This is a genomic window from Hymenobacter terrenus (assembly GCF_000972495.1).
Classification (GTDB): Bacteria; Bacteroidota; Bacteroidia; order Cytophagales; family Hymenobacteraceae; genus Hymenobacter; species Hymenobacter terrenus.
In genome coordinates, this window is record NZ_LATM01000003.1 from 279,570 (window position 1) to 303,805 (window position 24,236).

Sequence of the window (24,236 nt, forward strand, 5' to 3'; positions counted from 1 at the left end):
CCCGCCATGGGCGAATTCAGGCTCATTTCATGCGCATTGTCCGCCGCTGGGCGCCACAGCAGTGATGAGGAACAATTCCAGGCATTGTGCGTTGTAAGAAAAGAGGGTGTAAGAAAAATAAATCTTACACCCTCTTTTCTTACAACGCACAAATTGATAGCCGACGCTGCCTCCGCCCTTAATTTATTGCAAGCTGTACGGGTACACTTTGGCGTAAGCTTACGCGCCTTGGGGTGTCGGAGGCCACGCTGACGCAGGCTGCCACGGGCCGGCGCGAGCTGTCAGTGGGCGCCTACGTGCGGCTGCGCCCGCTGGCCGAGGCCCTGCCGCCACCCTGGAACCCGGCTCCACTGCCCGCTGCCCTGCCAGTCCCGCTGCCGGCTCCGGACCTGGGCGCTGCCCTGCTGCCAGCGCTGCCCCACGCGCCCGACCCCGCCGTGCTGCGCGCCCGGCTGGCGGCGTGCCAGCACTTGCTCCTGGGAGCTGCGCGAACCCTGGCCCCGCTGCTGCGCCGGCAGGCCCAGGCCCGGCGGCTGGGGGCGGTGCTGCCCACGCTGGCCACCGCCTTCGCGCCGGCGACCGATGTGCTGGCCGCCCGCTGGCTGCCGCAGTTCGCGGCCCAGGCGGCCGAGCGGCTGGGGCCCGCCGCCAGCACCACGCTGGCGGTGGCGCTGGCTCGGCAGCAGGGGCTACGCCTGGAAGCGGCCCAGCTTACCGCCTGGCTCGGCGAGGCGGCGCGCGACCCCGCCGACGGCCCGCAGCAATAAAAATTCAATTACTATTTTATGTATACATTTGGCTGGTCGGGAACCACCGGCCGGGCACTCTGCCCGGCGCGTTTATCACCCCCGCTTTTTTGCGTTATGGCGTATGACTTAAGTTCTCTTACCCGCAAGGCTATGTGCGACCGGGCCCTCGCGCTGGCCCAACCCGTGCGCGACGACCTGGTGTTTCAGCTCTCCCTGCTGGCGCGGCAAAACGCTACTGCTACCGAAGGGGCCAATGTGACCGATGCGAATCTCGACGCAGTGACCATTGAGTTCACGGCCCTCAGTGGCCGGGATGGCCCCCGGCGTTGTGCGCGAGAAGTACGAGCGCAAGCTGCGCCGCATCAGCGAGCGTCAGGCCCAGCTCACCGACCGGGCGACGGATTTCGACGGAGTGGTGCTCACCGATAATGAGTTCGACAATCGCCGCCTCACCGTGGCCCTCGCCGAAACCGACACCTACATCGCCGAGGTAACCGCCCACCGCGACACCCTGTCCAACTAAGCAGGCAGTCGGCAGGTCAGCGGCGCTTCCTCCGCGGCGCCATACAAACACAAAACCCCTCACCAGCCGGCGAGGGGTTTTGTGTTTGTATGGCGCCGGGCGACGTTCGGGGCGGCGGGGAGGATGCCGTACTTCTTACCCCAGGAAAAGCTCCAATTTCCCAGAAGCCAAGTCGTCGGGATTGACGGCTTCCAATTCGGCAATCAGATTGGCGATGCGGCGCGTGATATACTCGTATTCTTTGTCATCTGGGGTGTAGTAGCGCGGGAATGCTGCTTGGAGCTGGCGTAACTCATTCAGCACTTCGGGAAGGTTCTCCGCGTCTAGGTCAAGACCGGGGTCAATAATGTCCAGCCAGGGGTACCCCTCTTTTTCAATAACTGGGTACCAATACTTATAGAAACTTTCCTCCCCCGAGACTGGCACTAGCCAACCGCGTGTCATCAATTGGTCTGTATTATCAAAACGCGGAACCAATTCATCAGGAAATTGGAAAAGTAAAGCGACTGACATGATTTTTATTGCTTAATTCTTACCGTATTGAGCTGTAATTTCCCAACCTGGATTTTCTACCCGCAACCGCTTCATGGCATCCTCTGTAGCTGCCCGTACCTCAGGGGCATCAGCATCGATTCGGAAATGCAAGCGGCGGAAATTTCGGATTTGTACAATATCTAGGGCGGGCTGGGGATACGTGTATTTGGCGATTCCCAGCCCCTCAATGCGTTTTTTTGTTTTATTATAGACATGTTTCTCAGCCCACTCGTCTGCTGTTTGGTAAGATAAACCTGTCTTTGGGTTCACCCTTATCAGTCCCTCAGCGCTTTTATCCTCAATGAATATCTTTTCCTTCAGATTCACGCCGTCGAATTCACCAACCGACTCCCGGCGTAAGCCAGCCAATTCAATATGCCTAAAATCCGGTGCCAGTGCTCTCAATGCGCCTCGCGTAGCTGCTCGTCCAACTTATCCAAGTGGATGCCCCGGACCTTAGCCAGCAGGGCCAGATACTCGGCCTGTTCCGCTTTCGTGAGCTTGCCCAGCTTTTGCAATCTCTCTAACTCGGCTAGGCGCAGCGCGTCTTTGGGCACGACGGGTGGGTGCTGCGGAATGCCGGGCGCATGAGCGGCTTGCGGCAACAAGAGCAAGCCCGCCAGCATCGCCGGAAAGCTGGCCCCCGCTTCGAGCACGCGTAACATCCCCGCTCCCAGCCGCGTCCAGACCGATTCCTCCACCAGTGCACCACTTTAGGCAGCACGGGGACCGGCTTCGGCACCGGCGGGGGCGTCGGGATAATCGACGGCACGTTCAGGTAGGCGTTCGGGCCCCGGCCGCGCTCCCAGGTCCAGCCGTCGGGGTCGGAGAGGGTGAAGTGGCACACGTAGGCCCCCAGGTGCTCATTACCGGACTCAAACTCCTCGTCGTAGCCCACGCAGTAGGCAGCTTTGAAGGTGAGCGTCTCGACGGCAATGCCATTATCGAGCACCACGAGCCGGGCGGGCAGGCGCTTGAGCGGGTCCCCGGCCCAGCCTTCCAATAGGTGATGGTCGGGCACGTCGGCCGTCGCGTGAAGCAGGCCTCGCACCACTTTGGCCACCACCCGGCCCCGCTAAGCTTACAAAATGCTGTAGCTCCTACACTGCCTTTCGTAGACAACAAAACCCCAACCAGCAAAGCGGTTGGGGTTTTTACTGGTTCAACTTTTGGCCATGATAGCTATTCTACAAACTCGGGTTCGTCCGGGAATTCACTGAAATCGACAGGCTTGGGGTTTACTAGTGATTCGATTTCACGTAGGAAAGCACCTGGGTTTCGCTTACGTATGAACCGCTTAAGTGACCCCAATGGCTCGAATTCAAGCCCTTGAATTCGAGTGAAACCATCAATCACGTACAGGCCCCAATGCATCGTATTGTCTTCGCTCATGCTAAACTTCCAGTAACCGCCATAATTCTCGCGCACCACCTCACCCAAGTAGTACCAACATAGTGAGCGGTGGTGCATAGCTTCATCTGAGGAACCCTGAAAATTGATTCCTTTTTCCAGGACGTAGCGTTCCAACTCAGTCAAGCTGGTGAGAGGGTGTTCTTCATCCAGTTGATAACCCTGTTGCCGGGCCTGCTTAATAAAGCTTATCTCTTCCTCAATCATGTTGAAGAGGAAGATTTGCAACTTGTCGTCTTCCTCCTCCTGGTTATAGTTGATTCTGTCCATTGGTATGAATGGTTATGCTTTAAGGAATTTGGGGACCGATTTTAACAGTTGCGCCTATCTTTTTCAATGCTGCCAGCAGTGGTTTGGAGCCGCCTTTCTCCAGGATGTATTCGACCTCATAGTTACGAGCTATGAGTGCCGCGTCTTTTTGCAAGTCTTTTTTGGCTTGTTTGCTCAGGCCTACTTTGCCAGTTTTCAGTTGGCCGCAGTAGTATTCGTCTTGAATGAAAATATCAATTTGGCGTAGCGTGTAAGGCGTTTTCAGTGTCTTACTCACTCCACCCATTGCCCTCGCATATTCGCGCTCTCTTTCCAAGCCGTAGATAGCGTTGGCCATGTTGACGTCGTACTGCTTACTCCAACGCGCCTCTGACCATATCTTGGGGTCGTTCTTGTGCTTTTTCTGATACCGCGCCCATCTATCAGCCTTGTGTTCCGGTGTTCCTGCCACCAAGTCGTCATCATCTGCGACCTTACGCTTGACTGCCCTTGCCGTAGCGGCGGTAGCAACGGCTACTACAGGCGGGGGCGTCGGAATCATGGGCGGCACGTTCAGGTAGGCGTTCGGGCCCCGGCCGCGCTCCCAAGTCCAGCCGTCGGGGTCGGAGAGGGGGAAATGACACACGTAGGCCCCCAACTGCTCATTCCCCGACTCAAACGCCTCGTCGTAGCCCACGCAGTAGGCCGCTTTGAAGGTGATTGTCTCGACGGCGACGCCGTTGTCGAGCACCACGAGCCGGGCGGGCAAGCGCTTGAGCGGGTCCCCGGCCCAGCCTTCCAATAGGTGATGGTCGGGCACGTCGGCCGTCGCGTGCAGCAGGCCCCGCACCACATTGGCCACCACCCGGCCCCGTTGGTCGGGAGCTTGGTTAGCCTTGTACCGGAAGCGGAGAATGCGGATGATATAGCCCGTTACGTGCAGTTCGGCATAGATAGACGCCATCGGTAGAGTTAGGTGGTTGGAGAGAGAGGAGGGGCAAAGCTAGGTGCTGGCCGCGGATTAGGGCTGCTATACCGGGAGTGGGGAGCGCACTGCTTGCTATTCAGCAGTAGTATCCTTCGATTTAACTATTACAAGAGCATGTTTGCTCCTGAAAAGATAGCTAGGCAGCCTCTTTTGATGAAGCTGCTTAGGAGTCATGCAGGCAGCAACAGCTTCCGTATTTGTGATAGCCTGCCTTGCCTCTAAAATAGGGTAAAAACGGCTTCAGGTACCACCTTCGGACCTTTCTGATACTTAATTTATTGCGCTGCTCCCACCCGGTGCGCGCCACTGTCTGCTATGCGAGAAGGTGCGGCACGCGAGGCACAAGACCAGGATAAGTTCACGGTATCTTAATATTTTCGGGGTTACCTTGCCATCCTAAATGAGCCAGCTTCTACCTGATTTTATTGATATGGAAGGCCATCCCGAACCGACCAGCGACGCCAGCCTGGACGCCGAGCGCAAGCTCAAGGTATGGGCCGTGCTCAACGCCGTGCACCAAGGCATCATGACCAAGGAAGAAGCCCACGCTGCTTACGGCATCAGCGCCAGGGAAATGGAGCAGCACCGCGCCGGCTGGCTCGATTTGGACTCCGGCAACCGGTAGCCGCACGCATCCGCTCCGCCCATGGGTACCTCTTGCCGTTGCCGGTCCCTCGGCGCTGCTACGCCATTCTTTTCAGAGGAATTGCTGCAGCTCTCACCCTCAATTCGCTGCGAAACCACGGTTAAGCTTGGCCGATAATCAACGTCAGCTCGATCCGGGCCGTAAGAGGCTAATGTCCGTCCCTACGGCTTAACTTTGAGAGGCTATCAAATTTCCTTCATGCAAGAGCCTAATCCAGCCACTGCCGCACTGCCCCAGCTACCCAAAGCCCCCACGGGCATTGTCGGGCTTGACGAGATTACCGATGGCGGCTTGCCGCAGGGCCGCCCCACCCTGATTTGTGGCAGCGCCGGCTGCGGAAAAACCCTGATGGGGATAGAGTTTCTGGTGCGAGGCATTCAGAACTTCAACGAGCCGGGCGTGCTAATGGCTTTTGAGGAAACCGGCGAGGAACTGGCCGCCAACGTGGCCTCCCTCGGCTTCGACCTGAAGGAGCTGCAAGACCGCAAAATGCTGCGGGTCGACCACGTGCACGTCGACCGGTCCGAGATTGAGGAAACCGGCGAGTATGACCTCGAAGGCCTTTTCATTCGCCTAGGCCACGCCATCGATTCCATTGGAGCCAAGCGCGTGGTGCTCGATACGATTGAGGCGCTGTTTTCGGGTTTTCCGAACCAGGGCGTGTTGCGCTCCGAAATCCGCCGGCTGTTTCGCTGGCTCAAGGACAAGGGCGTAACCACCATCATCACTGCCGAGCGCGGCGACGGCACGCTCACTCGCCAAGGGTTGGAAGAATACGTGTCGGACTGCGTAATTCTGCTCGACAACCGTGTTATCGACCAGATTACCACCCGCCGGCTGCGTGTGGTGAAATACCGTGGTAGCACCCACGGCACCAATGAGTACCCCTACATTATCACCGAAGATGGCATTGCCGTGCTGCCCGTAACCTCGCTGCGGCTCGACCACGAGGTGTCGGACCAGGTTGACTCTTCGGGCGTGCCGGCCCTGGACGAGATGTTTGGCCGGCGCGGCTTCTACCACGGCAGCAGCGTGCTGATAACCGGTACGGCGGGCACCGCCAAAACCACGCTGGGCGCCGCTTTCGCCCAGCAAGTGTGCAAGGAAGGCCGCCGCTGCCTGATGTTCGTGTTTGAAGAATCGCCCCAGCAGCTGATTCGCAACATGCGCTCGGTGGGCATGGACCTGGCGCCGCTGGTGAAGCAGGGACTGCTGCGTATTGAGGCCTCGCGCCCCACGCTCAACGGCCTGGAGCGCCACCTCGTCACCATTCACCAGCTGGTGAAAGAGTTTCAGCCATCCGCCGTGGTTATCGACCCCATCAGCAACCTGATTTCAGTGGGCAATATCAACGAGGTACGCAGCATGCTCACGCGGCTGATTGACTTTCTGAAAGTAAACAACATCACGGCCTTATTTACGGCCCTGGTGAACACCCGCACTTACCAGAACGAGATGACCGAAGAAGGCGTATCATCGCTGGTTGATACCTGGATTAGCGTGCGGGACCTGGAGGGCGTCGGCGAGCGCAACCGCGGCCTGAGCATCCTTAAGTCGCGCGGGATGGCCCATTCCAATCAGGTGCGCGAGTTTTTGGTGACTGACAAGGGTATTGAGCTGCTGGATGTGGTGATTGGCCCGACGGGCATCGTAACCGGGGCCAGCCGCCTCACGCAGCAGCTGCAGGAGCATGCCCAAACGCTGGCCGCCCAACAGGAAACCGACCGGCGCGACCGCGAGCTGGAGCGCCGCCGTCGCGTGCTCGAAGCCAATATTGCCAACCTGCGCACCGAGTTTGAATCGGTGGAAGAGGAGTTGCGGCAAATCAATACTCAGGAGCAAACACGTCATCAAACCCTGACCAGCGGCAAGCAGCGCATTGCCGCCGCTAACCCGCCCGCGCAAAACGCGCCTGCCCCCGGCGAAAGCCCCGAGTAGCCCGTATACCTGAGATTACCCCGGCATTCGCTCCCAACCCCCATTCCATGTCAGAAGTAGAACCATCAGAAGAAGAGACCTGGGAGTTGCGCTTGTACGTAGCCGGCCAAACCCCAAAATCCGTCACGGCGCTGGCCAACCTGAAAAAACACTGTGAGCAGCACCTCAAGGGGCGCTACAAGATAGAAGTTATTGACCTGCTGGTGAGTCCGCAGCTGGCCGAAGGCGACCAGATTCTGGCCATTCCCACGCTGGTGCGCAAGGTGCCCGAGCCCATTCGCAAAATTATCGGCGACCTCTCCAACGAAGAGCGGGTCCTGGTCGGCCTCGATGTGCGGCCCGTCGTCAGCAACTAGCCCCGGCCCAATGGAACCACTGATTAACCCAGCGGACCAACCCGAGCACGCCGGCCCTGAGTACGTGTTGCACCTGTTCATCACGGGGGCCACGCCCAATTCGACGCGCGCCGTGCGCAACATCAAGGACATCTGCGAGCAGCACCTGAAAGGGCGCTACGAGCTGCTCATCGTCGATATTTACCAGCAGCCTGAGCTGGCTCAGCAGGAAGACCTCATTGGAGTGCCCACGCTCATTAAGCGGCGCCCCGGCCTGGTGCGCCGCCTGGTGGGCGACCTCTCCGACTACGAGCGGGTGCTGAAAGCCCTGGGCATAATGCCGACGCTTGGCCATGAGTGAGCAAGAACCCACGGCCGCCGACCTGGCCCGCGAAAACGAGGGGTTGCGCTACCAGCTAGAGGAAGCTCAAGAACTAATTAACGCCATCCGAACCGGGGCCGTGGATGCCCTGGCCGTGCAGGGCGCCGAAGGGCCGCGCATTTTCACGCTGCAAGGTGCCGACCAGAGCTACCGCACCCTCATCGAACAAATGAACGAAGGCGCCCTGCTGCTCAGCAAGGATGCTACCGTGCTCTACTGCAATGCCTGCCTGGCCGACCTGCTCGGCCGCGACTTGGGCGAGGTGATGGGTAGCTGCTTCGACTGCTTCGTGCCACTGGCGTTCAAAACCTATTGGGCGGGGCTGGTGCAGAAGGGCTGGGCCGGCAAAAGCAAGGGCGAGCTGCCGCTGCAAACGAAACTGGGCGCGCTGGTGCCCTTTTCGGTGTCGATGAACGTGCTGGCTTTCAACGACACGCCCGCGCTGGCCGTGATTGTCACCGACTTGTCGGCGCAGCGTGAAATCATGGCCATTCAGGCCCAGGTAGCCCAGCAAAATACCCTGCTGAGCCGCAAAACCGAGGAGCTAAAGCGTGAGGAAGCCGCCCGCCTGGCTGGCGAGCGAGCCGCCGCCGAAGCCAGCCGCCTGCTTGAAGGCATCTCCCAGATTGCCTGGACCACCAACGCCCAGGGCAGCCACACCTACCGCAACCGCCGCTGGTACGACTACATTGGCCAGGAGCAGGGCCAGGGCCGGCCCGAGGGCCGCTCCTGGCGGGAGCGGCTGCATCCGCACGATGCTGGCCCCACGCTGGCGCAATGGCACCAAAGCCTGCGCACCGGCCAGCCATTTGAGGTAGAATGTCGTCTGCGCAACGGCACCGGCGACTACCGCTGGATGTTGGGCCGAGCCCTGCCGTCGCGCAACGAGCAGGGCGAAATCATCCAGTGGATTGGCACCTACACCGACATTCACGAGCACAAGCTGGCCCTGGAGCGCATCGACCAAGGCCAGCGGCAGCTGCGCGACAACAATGAGCAGCTCACCCGCGTCAACGTCGACCTCGACAACTTCATCTACACGGCCTCGCACGACCTGAAAGCGCCCATCAGCAACATCGAAGGCCTCCTCGATGCCCTGCTGCTGGAGTTGCCCCCTCAAATAGTGCAAGGTGAGCAGGTGCAACCCATCCTCGACCTGATGCTGGATTCCGTGAACCGCTTCAAGCGCACTATCGAGCACCTGACCGATGTATCGAAGCTGCAAAAGGAGCACGGCCACCCCACGGAGCCTGTGGACCTGGCCGCCGTCATCCATGATGTGTGCCTCGATTTGGAGCCGCTCATCCAGTCCAGCGGGGCTCGGCTCGACGTGGACGTGCAAGCAGAGCCCACGGTGTCGTTTTCGGAGAAAAACCTGCGTAGCGTGGTGTTTAACCTGCTTAGCAACGCCATCAAGTACCGGGCCCCCGACCGGGTGCCGCACGTGCGCCTGCGCACCCGGCCCGAAGGTGCCTTCGTGGTGCTCGAAGTGCAGGACAATGGCCTGGGCCTGGATGCCGCCAACGAGCGAAAGCTCTTCGGCATGTTTCAGCGCTTCCACGACCACGTGGAGGGTTCGGGCATTGGCCTCTACATGGTCAAGAAAATGGTGGAGAACGCGGGCGGGCATATCGTCGTAAACTCTAAGCCCGACTTTGGCACCATCTTCTGCGTTTACTTCATTAGGTAAGCCGCGCTCACCCGTGCCCCGCATCAGGGGTAAATTTTGCCGCCTGACTACCCATGCAAAAGCTTACCTGCGCCCTCCTCGTCGACGATGACCAGACGACCAACTACCTCAACCAGCTCCTGATAAAGCGGCTCGATATCACGGATAAGCTCCTAATTGCGCTCAACGGCCAGGAAGCCATCGACTTGCTGTTGAAGCATCGTCATGAAATTACTGATGAGCGCCCGGCCCTGGTTCTGCTCGACGTGAAGATGCCCGTCATGGACGGATTTGCCTTTCTCGAAGCCTACGAAAAGCTGGCCCTGCCGCAGAAGCAGGCCATTATCATCGTGATGCTCACCACTTCGCTGCACCCACAGGACGTGGAGCGGGTTTCAAAGCTCAACATCGCTGGCTTTCTCAATAAGCCGCTGACCAGGGAAAAGTTAAATGAAGTGCTGCAAACCCACTTCAATCACCATTTGTCGGAGGACTAGTAAGCAATTCGAGTCAGTCAGCTAGCTGCCAGCACGGTGTAGAGACCCACCCTTGGCGTCTCGTCGTTGAACGAATGCAGACGAATGGAAATGCAGACAAATGGAATGAAATACCGGCGGACGGCACCAGCGACGAGACGCCAAGGGTGGCGTCTCTACACCGTGCTGGCCAATGCAAACTGTTTCTAACACGACTTAATTGCAGGCTGATTAAGAGTTGAGGGTTAGAGGGTAACGCCATTTGGTGGGTGTTTGCCCCGCGTGCGGCCTGGAAAACAACTCTAAATTTAGCCCGCGCAAGCTCTTACCAAACCAGTATACCAAGATGCCAACTCCCGAAGACCAAGTGCGATTAGAGAAGGAAAAGCACCTCGCAGCCACTGCCGCCGTGCGTTGGGTGCGCGACGGTATGCTCGTCGGGTTAGGCACCGGTAGCACCGCGGCTCCTTTTATTGCCCAGTTGGGCGAGGCCGTGCGCGGCGGATTGCGGGTGCAAGCCACGGCCACGTCCATTGCCAGCGAGAAACTAGCCCGCGAAGTCGGTATTCCTTTGGTAGAGCCCCGGCGCGGTCTGCGCTTCGACCTGACCGTGGACGGCGCCGACGAGCTGGACGCCCAGCTACGACTAGTGAAAGGTGGTGGTGGGGCTTTGCTGCGCGAAAAGGTACTAGCCACAGCCTCCGACTACCTGCTCATCGTGGCCGATTCGTCGAAAGAAGTGCCGCAGCTGGGCCGCTTTCCCCTGCCCCTCGAAGTCGTGTCGTTCGCGCTGCCCTGGGTGCTGGATGCCGTAGCGGCCCTCGGTGGCGCCCCAGTACTGCGCATGGACCGGCAGAATCCTACGCAAACCGCGCATTCCGACCAAGGTAACCTGCTGGTAGATTGCTATTTCGAAGTACTGCCCGACCCGGAGCAGCTCGCCCGACAGCTGAAAACCATCCCCGGCATTGTGGAGCACGGCTTGTTTCTGGGTCTGGCCCGCGCCGCTCTGGTTGCCCGGGGCGAGCAGGTGCTGCTGCTCCGCCCCGGTGCCGAGCCAGCTGACGCGGCGAGCTTCTCGGAGCTGCCGTAAAAAAATACTGCAGAGTTGTGGCCGATAAGGCGAACAACGTATTCACGACTATATCAGTTTCTAATTGCTCTGACCTCTTCTAGGGTAGAAGCTTTTCTCGTGACTTTAGCCCGGCAAGAACGGCAGCTATTCGTTCAGCAAAACCGGTGAATAAATTGAACATAACAATTTATTTTTACACTTTTCTTGGCCTTCTACCACCTGGCCACTTAATTTGTACCACGTTTCCACAATAGCTCTTTCTTCTTTTTTGCAGTCGATACTTTCTTTTGTCTGCTATTTTCTTTCGCAGCGTCGCGCTGCCGCTGAGCTTTAATCAGCTCATTCCTCAAAACCAGGTGTCTGGTTTTGTTCGCACTGATGGCATCTGCCGGATTCCGGCCCAAGCCCTAGCTGCTCCCTGCTCTAATCCCCTCCCGCCTCTCTCATTCAGTAATTACGCTCATCGCGCACGGATGCTCCGTGTGCGGTGGCAGTCGCGGCTACGCGGCGCCCTACCTACCTATGATACAACGCTACCTTTTGCTGCACCGGGTTTGGTTATTGATTGGCTGCTTGCTGGCGGCGAGTGTTGCTGGATACGCCCAGCCGACTTCGGAAGGCCGGGTTCCCGACGCCATCGAGCTGGCCGCACTACGGGCCCTGTACAACAGTACCAATGGCCCTAACTGGACTAACCATACCAATTGGCTGACCGGCACTACGATGGCTGATGCCGCCAAGTGGTATGGCGTGTCCGTATATAATGATGACGTAACAAATATATCTCTAAATATTAATAATCTCAGTGGTTCGTTACCAGCTGAATTGGGCCAACTTACCGAATTGAATACCCTACAACTACTTATTAATCGTATCACAGGAGCATTGCCAGTCGAGTTGAGCAAACTTACCAAGTTAAGATTGGCTTATTTATCTGTTAATCAGTTTAGTGGGCCGTTGCCGGCCGAATTGGGCGAACTTACCGAATTGCGGGAGTTTCAACTAAGTGATAATAGGTTCAGTGGCTCACTGCCGGCCGAATTAGGCAACCTCGCCAAGTTGGAGGTACTCAATTTGAGCCGAAATAGCTTTAGTGGGGCAATACCTGTCAAGCTAGGACAACTCACTAGGCTGGGTGGGCTTAGCTTGGCTGATAATCAGTTCAGTGGGGCATTGCCAAGCAGTCTAGTTACTCTTCCCCTATTGAGGCAGATTGACGTGCAGAACAATAAATTGACGGGGCTGCCCTCTTTCCAACAGAATCCCAACCTGTCCTACTTTTCGCTCAATGTGAGCAACAACCAACTGGGTTTTGAGGCACTTGAGCCCAACTTCACGGGCCCCGGCCAATCGTTTATTAAGAATATTACTTACTCACCGCAGATATCCTCGACAGATGAGCAAGTGACAACGGTAGTGGCCGGCGGGAGTTTCACGCTACGCAGCGATATTGGTGGGGCCCGTACGCGCTACCAATGGCAGCGGGAGGTGGCCGGCAATTGGGTGGTCATCGCAGGCGCCACCAGTGCTAACTTCCAGGTCGCGCAAGCCACGGCCCAGCGCCGGGGCCGCTACCGCTGCCGGGCTACCAACGACTGGGTAACCGGTCTCACGCTATATTCACGCTTGCACCGGGTAAATATTACGAAGGTGCCCCCACCCAGTGACCCCTCCGCCGACCTGGACCGCAACTGGACGTTCTCGCGCACCTATGATTTGGCGGGCAACATTACCAGCGAAAGCAAGCAGTTCTCGGATGGCATGGGCCGGCCGACGCAGAGCCAGTCGAAAAATTTGGCGGAGCGCCACGTATTTGCCACGCAAACATTACATAGTAGCAATGGCGTAGCCGTTCTCACAACACTGCCAGCGTCTACCAACAATCAGGAGTTTAAGTATAAAAAAGGGTTTGTCACCGCTACTACGTCGGTGGGCGGAGGAGCCCCCGTAAGCCGTGACTACGCGCCTGTCAACTTTGAGAAGCCCACTAGCGCGGCTGTTGCGACTGACCCTTTGGATGAAACAACCCCGGGCACGTTAGGCTACTACTACAGCACCAACAATACCTGGGAGCCGGCCATTGCCGCCACGCGCAACCCCTTCAGTATCTCCGAGCCCATGCCGGGGCCACTGGGCGGCATGCGCCGGGCGGCTGGCCCGGGCGATGAATTTCGCCTTGGCTCAGGCCACGAGATGAGGGGCCGCGATTTTCCATTGCTTAATGAAATGGATCATTATAGCCAGCTGCGGGCGCGCTTCGTCCCGGGTAGTCCGGTGCCCAGCCTCCGCGCGCAAGGCCTGAAATCGGTGAGTATTAGTCCCAACGGTATTGAGTCCATTTCTTTCGCTGATCGGGAAGGCAACGTATTGGCTAGCTGTTTAAGCGGTGATCAGTACCCGGCCAGTACGCTAGCAGGCAATCTGACTGTTAATATGTTCGACCAGGCTAATAGCTCGGCCTATCAGGATATTCACGTCGCGAAGTCGGCTACGCCTACCACCATAACGGTGACCGATGGGCGGTCGACAACTCCCAGCCTTTTCGCCGTTACGGATTTGTCTCGGAATCCGTCGGTGATAACTGCTTATAGTGGGACAACGACATTCACCCTAACCCCGGGTTTCTACCGATTACAAGTCACGGACGGCTCGATAAGCTTCTCATACCCGGTTCGCTACGGCGATTTCAGCTACGTCTTCTACGACGACGCAGGCCGCGCCGTAGCCAGCATTGCTCCGAAAGGGGTGGCCGAATTGCTCCCTACCGGGCTCAATACGGGCCTCAACGTCGCACCCAAATTTTTGACTCGCAACGTGTTCGACACTTCCGGGCAGCTATTGAGCACTACCTCAACCGACGAAGGCACTACCCGCTACGTGTACGCCCGTGATGGCCGCATCCGCTTCTCCCAGAGCGCCCGGCAGGCACAGGGCAGCGGCGGCACCGCTCCCCGTTTCTCGTATTCCAACTACGACCGGTTGGGGCGGGTAGTAGAATCGGGCGAGTACACCCAGGCTACTACCCCGGGCCAGGGCGTGGTGTTTGAGGATATGCTGACGGCTACCCCCGCCGCTAACAGCGTCTTGCAACCCGCCTTGCTGGAAGACCGCACCGCCACTGGCGGCCTCGATGCTGCCTTCTGTAGCCAGCGTAACCAGGTGTGGTATGATGTGCCGCAGCCGGATGCCGCTTTGGGTAGTCGGCAGCAGGATTTCGTGCTGGGCGCCGTCGCTAAAACCAGCAATGGCCTGACCACCACGTGGTATAGCTACAATGACCTGGGCCAGCTGACCTGGCTGGTGCAAAAGGCCCCCGTAGTGGGAGTGAAGACGGTGGACTACACCTACGATGCGGCGGGCAATGTCACGCAGGTAGCCTATCAAAAGGGGCAGCCCGATGCCTTTTACCACTACAATACTTACGATGAGAACCAGCGCCTGCTGACAGTGAAAACCAGCCCGGACGGGATTACCCAGACCGAACAAGCGCGCTATGTATACTACCTGCACGGCCCACTGAAGCGGGTAGAAACAGCCAGCGGCCTGCAAGGCACCGACTATACCTACACGGTGCAGGGCTGGCTGAAGAGCATCAACGGGGCCAACCGTCGCCTGGATGGTGACAGTCCCACGGCCTCCGGTTTTGTCAAGGACCTGTTCGGCCTGACCCTGGACTACTTCAGCGGCGACTACCGCAGCGCCCAGGCCAGCCTGGCGACGCCCACCATTGCCAATGCCCCGGCCCCGCGCTACGACGGCTTGGTGCGCTCAGCGGCCTGGTTCACGGTCGCTAACCCGGCCATGCGCCAGCACGTGTATACCTACGACGCCAAGAGCCAGCTAAAGCAGGCCACCTTTGGGCAATTGGTGCCCGGCAGTACTCCCACGGCGCCCGGAAGTTTCGTGGCTGCGATACCCCATGCCAACGAGGAGGGGAATATGGAGTACGACATGAATGGCAACCTGAATAAATTGCGCCGCTACGATGGCGCCGGCGTTGTTACGGATGATTTCACGTACCAGTATGCTTTTGGCTCCAACAAGCTGGCCCGCGTTAACAACCCAGCGGGCGCGGCGGTGCTCGACTACGACTACGATGCCACCGGCCAGATGATTCGCCAGCGCGACGAGCAGGGCCAGCGCTACCTTACCTACGACGTGACGGGCAAGGTAACGGGCGTGTACCGCGACGCCGCCTACCAGAAGCCCTTGGTGGTATTTACTTACGACGACCGGGGCTTTCGGGCCAGCAAGGCCAGCTACGACCCCATCACGTTTCAGCTCAAGCGCACGACCTATTCAGTGCGCGACGCTTCGGGCAACGAGCTGAGCACTTACGTGCAGGAGGCGGCTGGCTCACTGACGCGGACCGAGGTGCCCCTGTATGGAGCCAGCCGCCTGGGCACGCTCACGCGCCTCGACGACGGGAGCGAGGACTACCGCTACGAGCTAAACGACCAACTCGGGAATGCCCGCGTCATCTATCATCAGCCGACGACGACGACCTACACCGCTACCATGGAGCCAAGCGCATCCAGTAAGGAGCAGCAGGACTTTGCCAACGTAGCTACTACCCGCTTCATGGCCCCGGGCCATAATGGCAGTGCCGCTGTGGCCCGGCTGGGACTCACGGCCGGTTTAAGTACTGGTCCGAGCCAGACGCTCACCGTAGCGAAAGGCGACACGGTTACCTTCACCGCGTATGCGTGGCTGACCGCCGCGGTAGCGTCCCGCACGGCCCCGCCGCAGGGCAAAGCCAGTCGGCTGGTCCCGCTGGTTGGATTAGCGGCTCCGCTGAGCTCCGCCGCCGTTAGAACGGATGGTCGCCCAGTGGGTGGCCTGTCGGCCCTGAGCGGGCTCCGGCTGGGCGCCGCGTTCACCTTAGGCAGTGGGAAGCTGACGTCCGCGCTCCCGGCGCAACAGCGCTCGACGGCTGGAGGCTTTGGCAACGCGCAGCTGCATTACATCGTCCGCGACGACAAGGGAGCCATCATCCAGGATGACTACCAGCGGGCCACCCCGGGCAACGCGGGCAGCTGGCAGCAGCTGCAAGTCGGGCTGCGGCTTGGGCAAGGCGGTACGGTAGAGCTGCGGGTGGAAACCGATGGGGCAGGTGGCCCGGATGTCTATTTTGATGACATCCAGGTGGATTACACGAGCAGTACCATCGTGCAGGAGCAGCACAGCTCGGCGTATGGTTCCCCGCTGGTGGGGCTGAACTACACGGTTGGTAACAAGAACTACCGCCACGGCTACCAGGGGCAGTTTACTGAGAAAGACGAGGAAACGGGCTGGGACAACTTCGAACTGCGCATGTACGACTCGCGCATTGGGCGCTGGACGGCACCGGACCCGGAGGGTCAGTTTGATTCTCCTTATGTGGGGATGGGGAATAACCCCGTTTCCAGCGTGGACCCCGATGGCGGGTTCTCCGGAATTCCTTTTATCCAGATTCTCGGTAGAGGGTTGGTACATGAGAGCTACCGCCTAGTGGTTAATTGGGGGGTACTGGGTAATGCTCTAAAAGCAGTAGGAAGTGCAGTAGGCCGCGCTGTTGTTAGTGCCGCACCGTATGCATTGCAGGCTGGAGCTAGTAATATTTCTTATAGTACTAGAAGTGCACAAGTGCCTGGAGTACCCGCATCAATGCAGTTTCACTTTTTCGATAAAAGTAGAGAAGCAGAGGCTTATGATTATATGCAACAGAGTAAGTCGAAAGAAGTGTTTGCATATCTGGTATCAGATATAAAGACTAAGCAGCAGGGTGTACTTGTTTTGCCCTGGATACACAATGGCATAGACATCTCTGATCCTACAATTCACTACGATAACAGCACCAAGCTTATTCGAGATGATAATGGCAGGACATTTAAGGTACTTGTTGGCGTTCATACTCATTTTAGAGTAAGTTATCCATCTAAAGATGATGTAGATACTTTTAGTAAGCTTAAAATTCCAGGGTATATTCTACTCAAAAATTGGTTTTATGGAGTTAACCCGAATAATATCATACTTGCACCTCCTGGAAAAAAATATCCAACCTTGTTTCCGCGATAAATCATGAGGATCATAAATTTCGTCATTATTGCTTTGTATGTTTCTTCATGCTCAAGAGGAGTAGAAGGAATGGAAATGAACTGTACAGGCACAGTGGATATTACAGACTTAACACTGAAAAAGGAAATAGATAATTATTTGTCAGCAAATAATTTAGATCTAAAAAAGGCCATTGTCACAGTCGATATTGGACAAACAGACTCTGTCGTATCTTACACGATATCAAATACCAAAACCAACCCATTTTATTTTGAGAATAAGCCATTTGCTTACACAAAGCAAAATAAGGCATGGGTCGTGTTCTTTTTTCCAAAGCAAAATCCGTTGAGGTCAGAAATACTAATGAAAAAATTTCTTGCTTTGACAAGTAAAGATGGATTAATCTTAAGAAATTATTCAAGGCTGTATAGCCCGAATACGACAAAAATCTATATTCACACTGATGGATCAATAAGCAAGCAGGAATTATAGTAATAAGCTTTGTCCTATCCTAATAAGTCATGTACTGGAATTGATGCTAATATAGAATTGATTTTGGTTGATTTGTCAGAGCTTATCGGTGCAGAAAATCAAGCAAACTGCTAGAATAGTTTTGATACAGTTTATGCTTCTCGTATCGAAAGAGTCGCATTATTTTAAGTAAGTTACTTTGAATTTTCACTCAGCCAGTTTAACGTTTTTGTTATGCATGTGTCCTGCACGGCGAAATAATCAATTTATTACGTGAGTCCCAACAAGCTGATTCAAAGCTAATACATAGGTATTCTAAGCCAAAGCAAAATGCACCATTAAATTAACTAATTCATGCCCTCGTCTAGTCTGCCCATTGCACATCCGCCTTGCCCGAGTAGGGTCTAGCAAGGCGGCACGGTGGAGTTGCGGGTGGTCTGGATGTCTATTTTTGACGATGTTCATGTGGACGCACCATCGTGCAGGAGCAGCACAGTTCGGCTTATCGTTCTCCACTGGTCGGGCTCAACTATCCGCTGGTAGCAAGAACTATGGAGCATTGTTCTAAATGTTAGATTCACTGCAAAAAAAACCTGCTTATTCGAATTTTACGATTCTCGTAAAATGAAATCAGGAATAGCTTTAACAATGGGAAAAATAGTAAAATACGGCTCCTACATGATTTTTGCTTTATCAACAAACTCTCTAGTGGGTTGTGAAGGGAAGCTTAATGTTGATGACTATCAAAATTATTTGCATGAACATAAAGATGACCTCACGAAGACGTTTTCTCAAAATGGCTTAGCTATAATGTGTTCATACAAGCCGGCAGAGCTTGTGTTTCTTCAGCAGAAAATGAACTTTAGTGACGTTCAAAAGGGAGATAGCCTGAGCGAGTCTATTAAAAATATCTACTGTTCGCTTGATTTCTCAATTAACGGACAGGAAATAGAGAACGGATTTTTACAAAATGAACAGTTATACACTGCTTGTTTAAATTATCTCACTAATTACGTCTACACAGATGTATCACTTTGTACAGCAAAAGACACCTTACCCGCGATTGCCAGTGTTTATGCCCGGCAATACGGAGCTACAAAAAAGTCCTCGGTCCTGGTCGTATTCTCCAAAGGCAAAACAGATTTAAGCCAGGGCTTTGACATTTTGTACCGAGGCGACAAGTTCGGCATCGCTACCGTCCGTTTCCCTTTCACCGCGGAGGCAATCAACAACATTCCTCAACTGCACGACTAGCTACCTTCATGAGACTAACCCGACGCACGATACGCTTCATTGCGTTATTCTTTTTAACTGAAACCGTGGGTAGCATTATCGCGCCTACGATAAGCTACGCGCTGACTACTGGCCCGAACCAAACGGAGTTTACCTCCTATGAGCCGGTTGGTACGACCGACATGGTCAATCTCATTACCGGGGATTTCACGTATAATACCCCGCTCATTGATGTGCCCGGTCCCGAAGGAGGCTTCACGCTACCACTGGCTTACCACAGCGGCATTGGCCTGGAGGACGAGGCTAGCTGGGCCGGCTTGGGATGGAATATAAACCCGGGTTCAATCTCCCGCTCCAAAGTAAGCAGCGCGGACGATGACTACGATAATGTCACCAATGTCAACGTTCAGGACCCCGGTGGTAGTGGCTATATCAAGAGCTACGGGTTGTTTCAGCGAAGCTGGGACTCTGAAAAAGGATACGGAGGTGTAATCAATCTCTTAGATATAGCGGGTGTTAGCTGGAACGACCACACTGGCCTGCAGAATGGCTCTGTCATGGGTACTACGTTCAACAAAGACAAGGCATCCTTTGATGTGGGACGATTTTTTAGTGGCCTGACCAAAATTGCTTCAACTGCGGCCACCGCTGGTGCTAGCACTGCGCTATCTACCGGCATGGATATAGCAGCATCAATTGGGGGAACTCTGTTCAGTGGCTCCAAGTCCCAGGGTTCTACCGGTAGCATTGTCGGAGGGTGGAACGTTGAAAAAACCCCCACCCGTTCCGGCTATAAGTATAGATACTGGCTAGATAATAACAGGAGGGAGCACAATTACGGAGCCTTGTACCTTGGCCAGATGAAGAATAATACGTCCGTGAATCCGAGCCCTTCTTACGGCGCAGACGGTATTGGCTGGCCTCGCATCGGCACTCCGGCCAGCTCAACACCGGCTCTCGCTTTCCCACAATCTATTTACCTTGACCAAGGTTTTCCCGCACTCACGAGTGATATGTACACCTATGTTGAGCCGGGAGCAAACTATGCGTATTCGTTTAATCCCACGCATATTGCCTACGACGCGTATTCGGTCATGGGGCCCGGCATCGGGGGGAGCATGGCCCCTTACCGTCCCGACGTTGGTGCCCTGAACTTTCCAAAAAGATTAAATTTCGGCTCCAGCAAGGTTAATCTGGTCCCATTCCTAGAAGAAGGCGTTGATATTGATAAGATTCAATTCAAGTACAACGGCGACCTCGGCAACTCGTACGTCTACCACAACAGCGGCGGGCCCGGCATCTCTATCTCCAGCGCTGACAACGGCGGCGGCAGCGCGCGGAGGGTATACTATCAGGTTACGGACCCTAAGCTCACGAACGCGAGCCAACGAATCGAAGCGGACCGTGATGGCTTATATAACAAGAAGTTGGCCCAAGGAAAGCACGTGGAGTGGTTCTCAAACGATGAAATGGCCAGCAACACGCCATCGCGAACCGGTAGGGTAATGGAGTATAAGGCACTTAGCAATACCAGCCGCACCTCGAACCGCAGTATTGTATGGCCCCGCAAAGGCATTGGGGCATATGCTATCACAAATGCAGATGGTACTACTTACCACTATGCACTGCCGGTATACAACAAAAAACAGGAAGATTTTACGGGGGTGAGTAGTGATATCGGCCGCAAATTTTCGAGAAGCACCAATGGAGACGTGTATTCCCGAAATGCCGAGAAAGGTGATTGGTACGCCACTACTTGGCTGCTCACGGGCATCACGGGGCCCGATTTTGTGGATAAGGGAGAGATGGGCTCCATTGATGGCGAAGATTTGGGCTACTGGGTTAAGTTTGATTATGGGCGGTTCGCAGAGTTTTATCAATGGCGCTTTCCGTACACTGAGTATACCCAGGATGGTGACCGTTCTACTTACAGCAAAGGGCTAAAAGAAACATATTACCTAAATACCATTCAGACCCGAACCCATACAGCCTTGTTCTTGAAAGATATTCGCAAAGATGGCCGGGGTGCTTACACGCTGCTTTCGGGTGGAGGAACGCCCCCGTGGGCGGTGGTCGAAGATTTCAAATATCCCGCTTCTAGCCTTTTACTGAGCGAAATTGTTTTACTTAATAACGCCGATTTCCAACAGCTTCAATCCATCGGATTCGATAAGAACTCCACATCCGGAACTACCATCGACCGAACCCAGCTTAACGCCCCGGCCTCCGCGCAGCAACCCGAGGTATGCTCATTGCGCGATGTGTTCGATGTGTACGACGTTCAGGAAAATCCTGCATTTCGCACGTTCCTGGATCAGAAAGCCCAACGGAAGGTGAAGTTGAATACCTCTTATACGTTGTGTCCTTCCACTATTAATTCCTTTGCCTCGGCGGCCTCCCCACCTCTCCTTGCCCCGGGAACTTACACAGCTAATCGACTGGGAAAACTAACCCTGAACAGCGTCAGCTATTATGGCCCCAGCAATGTAAAGCTGTTTCCTGATTTTAAATTTCTTTATAATTCACCCAATCCTGCTTACAACAAGGATGCCTGGGACGGGTGGGGTTCCTACAATGCGACTGGGTCAACCTCGCACTACTCCGGTTACAGTGACCCAACGGCGTGGCACCTGACGGATATTATTTCTCCTCTGGGCGGACGTATCACAGTAGGCTATGAATCGGACGATTATAGTTCGATAAGTGGGGAACCTATTAAGCAAAGAGTTCCAATTAATGGATTTAAAGGTTTGAGTAGTACTGCCGCCTCATTACGATTTGATATCAAAAGCATTGCGCCTTATAATATTGTAGATAGAGTTCTCACTGGCTCTTCTGTGGATGTTAAAGATTTTAACACCCTACCGACGCCCAAGTGTTTGAGTCAGAGTTTGGCACTTGGTAATATCGTATTGAATACACAAGCTAACAGTCTCGATATACAACGCACACAAGGCTGCCCCGACGCTGACTGGAAGAGTGCTAGTGGGTATATAGATGTTCGCTTACCCTCCAAACGTGGGGGAGGTGTGCGGGTTGCATCCATAACCATGCGTGATGAATCGGATAACGCATACAAGACCGGGTACATCTACGGACTATATGGAAACCGCAATGACCCTTCTTCGGGCGTTGTAGCGCAAGAACCTGAATTGGTAAGAACGGTGGACTATCCTTTCTACCAGCTATACGATTTCCCCAATACCCCAGTACTTTATTCTAAAGTTACGGTGGTAGAAGGCATGAAGTCCGACTCCGATTTTACGCATAAGACCGAATACACTTTCAACACACCAGACCAAGCCTGCATACAGGTTACGAACACACAGATTGCCCTGAATACGTTGAACTGGCCCTATAATAACAAAGGCTCGTTAGAGAATTCTAAGCTGTTCTATTTCGATGTACGGAATCGTGCTTCGCGGGTTGGCCGCCTTGAAAGGATTAGAACCCTTGAACGGGGTGGTAATACGGTAGGGGATGTAACGTTTGGCTATACGGATCAGGTCCCCGGTGCCAGTGAACAGGGAAAGTTTACTTCCGGCTCTATCCTCTGTGAAGTGGCGCAAGGCCCCACTCAAAACGACAACACGTATTTTAAGCTTAGCCGCACGAATAATACAACTTATCCGAACGTACTGCTGGCCGTTCAGACAACGTCAAAAGGTGTAGTGACAACCAAGCTGAATACAGCCTGGGATTTTCTAACGGGCAAAGTCACGCAGGAAGAAACCAAGGATGCCATCGGACAAAAATTCCAAACGAACCTTGTACCGGCCTACACCAAGTATCCGGAAATGCGCTCAAAAGCGGAGAATGCTGCCAACAAGCACATGCTTGATCAAAGCACGGCGGCCTACACGTATAAGATGTATAAGAGTATCCCGATGGGTGTCGTTAGTGCCAGCGTTCAAACGTGGAACAAAGATTGGACTGACTACCGGACGTTCAATGCTACGTCTGACCAATATGAAGCCGAGGTTAACCCCGTTGCGGTATGGCGTAAGCACAAGAGCTTCGTGTGGAATGACAACCAGCTGGGCACAGATGGCACTACCGCGACCAGTAAATTCACAGATTTCAATTGGGTTGCCAATGCTACACAAGCAGCAAAATGGCTCAATACTTCCGAGATTACTAAATATAATCACTACTCAAGAGAGCTGGAAGCTAAAAACATAAACGGTGATTTTACATCTAATAAGTACGGCTATAATCAAACAAAACTCATTGCTCAAGTAGCAAATGCCAGGTATACTGAATTCGCTTATTCAGGTGCGGAAGATGCTACTAGTTGGGGGCACTTTAGCGGCGAGGTTCGCGATGGTGGTCGCAAAGACCCGGCACTTTATCATACTGGTGCATTCAGCACTAAGTTGATGCCAGGGCAAACCGGCTTCTCCTATCGGGCAGCAGTAGGAAAGGATCTAACGGCCGGGCGAACATACCGGCTTAGTGCGTGGGTGCATTCAAGTGACGTAGGACAGTCTAAGGGGAAGCTTTATGCGACACTGAATGGTGCTCCCGCCGGGGAGGTTAGAATTAACTCTAATTCAACCAAGAGAGCGGGTAATTGGTGTTTATTAAATCTCGACGTAGCCATCCCGGCGAATGCAACAGGAAAGAGCCTGGTAGTAGGCTGTCAGAACACCAATGCCAATAGTAGCGGAGCCGCCGTCTATTTCGATGACTTCAGGTTTCATCCCCTAGATGCGCCTATGCAGTCCTATGTGTATGATACTCAGTCGTGGCAACCTACCTACACGCTGGATGGTGATAACCTGTATACGCACTATGAGTACGATGCGGCGGGTCAGCTTGCCAAGGTGTACAAAGAAGTGCTGACATCTATTGGTAGCCCCGCTCTGGCCGAACGGCTCATTAAAGAGTCATCCTACAACTACGCCCGAAATTCAGTGTTTGCGGTGCGGGCCATTCTGAACGGAAGCGGTAAAATCACGTCCTCGCTGGATGGAGGGCTTGTGAATCAGGTCGAAATCGGTAATGATGTGCGCTATACGGCGGAAAGTATCGATTGCCGTTCTCTATTTAATAGAGGCGTATTCGATGCCATCAAAGTAGATGGCGTGGCTATTAATTCGGACCGTACCCTAACGGATGGCACGCGTGTTAGCCCTTTATCTGATGGCTGTCTTTTGTCGAATGTGCGTGGGGCACACACCGTAGAATTGAAATTCACAACCTATGAATTCGAGGAGGTAGATACGCGTGTCAACGGACAGTGCGAGATATGCGAAACCACTCAACAAAATACCGGAGTATACAGGTATCAAGTAGCAGACGGTTGCGGCGGATACAAGTATAATGGAGAGTTTCAGTCTGAGTATTCAACTAGTATTTGCCCGCGTGGTACCACATCAGGAAGTGGACCAATAGCGGACTGTCCGGTTGCTCTTTCCGGCGTTATCATAGGTCGTCCTAATGTCAAACGTATCGTCCAAAGTATAAAAAGTCAGACTCCAAAGCCAAGTAGCAAGACTAGAGCAGACTTAAAATGATTT

Annotated in this window: 19 protein-coding genes; 13 read left to right on the top strand and 6 right to left on the bottom strand. The window is 54.8% G+C overall.

Annotated elements, in window-relative coordinates:
* Nucleotides 1–233 precede the first annotated feature (233 nt).
* Both WX88_RS07700 and WX88_RS07705 read left to right on the top strand, forming a co-directional pair.
* Nucleotides 234–767 (top strand): hypothetical protein, encoded by a 534-nt coding sequence (locus WX88_RS07700; RefSeq protein ID WP_046243729.1) that lies wholly within the window; start codon nt 234–236, stop codon nt 765–767.
* Between the two features lie 295 nt (nt 768–1,062).
* Nucleotides 1,063–1,272, top strand: coding sequence for a hypothetical protein (locus WX88_RS07705; RefSeq protein ID WP_046243730.1), 210 nt, complete (start codon nt 1,063–1,065; stop codon nt 1,270–1,272).
* Between the two features lie 135 nt (nt 1,273–1,407).
* Here WX88_RS07705 and WX88_RS07710 read toward each other — a convergent pair whose 3' ends face one another.
* From WX88_RS07710 to tssD, 6 genes are all read right to left on the bottom strand, one after another.
* Nucleotides 1,408–1,785, bottom strand: coding sequence for a hypothetical protein (locus WX88_RS07710; protein WP_156176002.1), 378 nt, complete (start codon nt 1,783–1,785; stop codon nt 1,408–1,410).
* Between the two features lie 12 nt (nt 1,786–1,797).
* Nucleotides 1,798–2,211, bottom strand: a complete 414-nt coding sequence (locus tag WX88_RS07715) for a hypothetical protein (protein ID WP_156176003.1) — start codon at nt 2,209–2,211, stop codon at nt 1,798–1,800.
* Entirely contained in the window at nt 2,208–2,363 is a 156-nt protein-coding gene (locus WX88_RS07720) for a hypothetical protein (RefSeq protein WP_197076709.1), read from the bottom strand. The genes WX88_RS07715 and WX88_RS07720 overlap by 4 nt, the downstream gene beginning before the upstream one ends.
* Entirely contained in the window at nt 2,339–2,872 is a 534-nt protein-coding gene (locus WX88_RS29895) for a hypothetical protein (RefSeq protein ID WP_156176005.1), read from the bottom strand. The genes WX88_RS07720 and WX88_RS29895 overlap by 25 nt, the downstream gene beginning before the upstream one ends.
* Before the next feature lie 116 nt (nt 2,873–2,988).
* The gene (locus WX88_RS07730; RefSeq protein ID WP_046243735.1) at nt 2,989–3,486 is read right to left on the bottom strand and encodes a hypothetical protein; all 498 of its coding nucleotides are present in this window, start codon (nt 3,484–3,486) and stop codon (nt 2,989–2,991) included.
* Nucleotides 3,487–3,505: 19 nt separating this feature from the next.
* A complete protein-coding gene (tssD, locus tag WX88_RS07735; protein ID WP_046243736.1) occupies nt 3,506–4,429 on the bottom strand; it encodes a type VI secretion system tube protein TssD in 924 nt (307 codons plus the stop codon).
* Between the two features lie 424 nt (nt 4,430–4,853).
* On the opposite strand from tssD, the gene WX88_RS07740 reads away from it, so the two are divergent.
* From WX88_RS07740 to WX88_RS07790, 11 genes are all read left to right on the top strand, one after another.
* Nucleotides 4,854–5,078 (top strand): hypothetical protein, encoded by a 225-nt coding sequence (locus WX88_RS07740; protein WP_046243737.1) that lies wholly within the window; start codon nt 4,854–4,856, stop codon nt 5,076–5,078.
* Between the two features lie 219 nt (nt 5,079–5,297).
* Nucleotides 5,298–7,037: a circadian clock protein KaiC gene (kaiC, locus tag WX88_RS07745; protein WP_046243738.1), complete on the top strand. Its 1,740-nt coding sequence runs from the start codon at nt 5,298–5,300 to the stop codon at nt 7,035–7,037.
* 47 nt (nt 7,038–7,084) lie between these two features.
* The gene (locus tag WX88_RS07750; protein ID WP_046243739.1) at nt 7,085–7,393 is read left to right on the top strand and encodes a circadian clock KaiB family protein; all 309 of its coding nucleotides are present in this window, start codon (nt 7,085–7,087) and stop codon (nt 7,391–7,393) included.
* 10 nt (nt 7,394–7,403) lie between these two features.
* The gene (locus tag WX88_RS07755) at nt 7,404–7,733 is read left to right on the top strand and encodes a circadian clock KaiB family protein (RefSeq protein ID WP_046243740.1); all 330 of its coding nucleotides are present in this window, start codon (nt 7,404–7,406) and stop codon (nt 7,731–7,733) included.
* Complete coding sequence (locus tag WX88_RS27370; protein ID WP_052732463.1) at nt 7,726–9,444, top strand: ATP-binding protein; 1,719 nt, start codon at nt 7,726–7,728, stop codon at nt 9,442–9,444. The genes WX88_RS07755 and WX88_RS27370 overlap by 8 nt, the downstream gene beginning before the upstream one ends.
* A 53-nt stretch (nt 9,445–9,497) precedes the next feature.
* On the top strand, nt 9,498–9,920 hold the full coding sequence (locus WX88_RS07765) for a response regulator (protein WP_046243741.1): 423 nt from the start codon (nt 9,498–9,500) through the stop codon (nt 9,918–9,920).
* A gap of 325 nt (nt 9,921–10,245) precedes the next feature.
* Nucleotides 10,246–10,992 carry a ribose-5-phosphate isomerase RpiA gene (gene rpiA / locus WX88_RS07770; RefSeq protein ID WP_046243859.1) on the top strand — a complete coding sequence of 249 codons (747 nt, stop codon included), beginning with the start codon at nt 10,246–10,248 and terminating at the stop codon, nt 10,990–10,992.
* 504 nt (nt 10,993–11,496) lie between these two features.
* Nucleotides 11,497–17,031, top strand: a complete 5,535-nt coding sequence (locus tag WX88_RS07775) for a leucine-rich repeat domain-containing protein (protein WP_082115912.1) — start codon at nt 11,497–11,499, stop codon at nt 17,029–17,031.
* A 3-nt stretch (nt 17,032–17,034) separates the two neighbouring features.
* Nucleotides 17,035–17,502 (top strand): hypothetical protein, encoded by a 468-nt coding sequence (locus WX88_RS07780; protein ID WP_156176006.1) that lies wholly within the window; start codon nt 17,035–17,037, stop codon nt 17,500–17,502.
* Nucleotides 17,503–18,105: 603 nt separating this feature from the next.
* Complete coding sequence (locus WX88_RS07785) at nt 18,106–18,735, top strand: hypothetical protein (RefSeq protein WP_156176007.1); 630 nt, start codon at nt 18,106–18,108, stop codon at nt 18,733–18,735.
* A gap of 8 nt (nt 18,736–18,743) precedes the next feature.
* Complete coding sequence (locus WX88_RS07790; protein WP_046243745.1) at nt 18,744–24,233, top strand: hypothetical protein; 5,490 nt, start codon at nt 18,744–18,746, stop codon at nt 24,231–24,233.
* Nucleotides 24,234–24,236: the final 3 nt, after the last annotated feature.